The 430-nt window shown below is 65.1% G+C and carries 1 protein-coding gene; it reads left to right on the top strand.

Annotation, left to right across the window (positions count from 1 at the left end; translation table 11 throughout):
• The first annotated feature begins 122 nt into the window (after window positions 1-122).
• A complete protein-coding gene (locus tag QWJ41_RS20840) occupies window positions 123-314 on the top strand; it encodes a hypothetical protein (protein WP_302710384.1) in 192 nt (63 codons plus the stop codon).
• The last annotated feature ends 116 nt before the right edge of the window (window positions 315-430 follow it).

Here is a 430-nt window from a genome sequence, read left to right as displayed (position 1 = left end):
AACCGGTGAAAACAGCCGTTGGGGGCCGGTGGCCCCCACACCTGCGGCCACTGGCCCCCAACGGCAAGATCCACGGCCCCCAGCCACCCGATCCAGTGGTCCCTAAGCCTTCAAATACTCACATGAAGGGCGCCCTCGGGCTCCGTCCGGTGTTCCACTACCGCGAGGACCGGATCCGTGCCCACATCCAACTGTGCTGGCTTGGACTCTTGCTGCTTCGGGTGGTCGAGAACGCCACCGACGACACCTGGCGCAACGTCCGCAACGAACTCGACCGGATGCACCTGGTCACCCTGGCCACCGCCGACGACTGAGAATGACAAGCCCATTTGGCCCCACTGTGCTGCTTTGATTTGGCCCCACCCTCCGGGTCAATGCATCGGTTCCGGGGTTGGCTCCCGGGGGGGTCAGGTGGTGGCGGGGTCCTTTC

The organism is Nocardioides cremeus (assembly GCF_030518195.1).
In the GTDB taxonomy this organism is placed as follows: Bacteria; Actinomycetota; Actinomycetes; order Propionibacteriales; family Nocardioidaceae; genus Nocardioides; species Nocardioides cremeus.
This window is presented reverse-complemented; position numbering and strand designations above follow the sequence as displayed.

Coding starts and splice junctions, on each gene's coding strand:
- QWJ41_RS20840 (WP_302710384.1), top strand. CDS start 123: ATGAAGGGCGCCCTCGGGCTCCGTCCGGTGTTCCACTACCGCGAGGAC.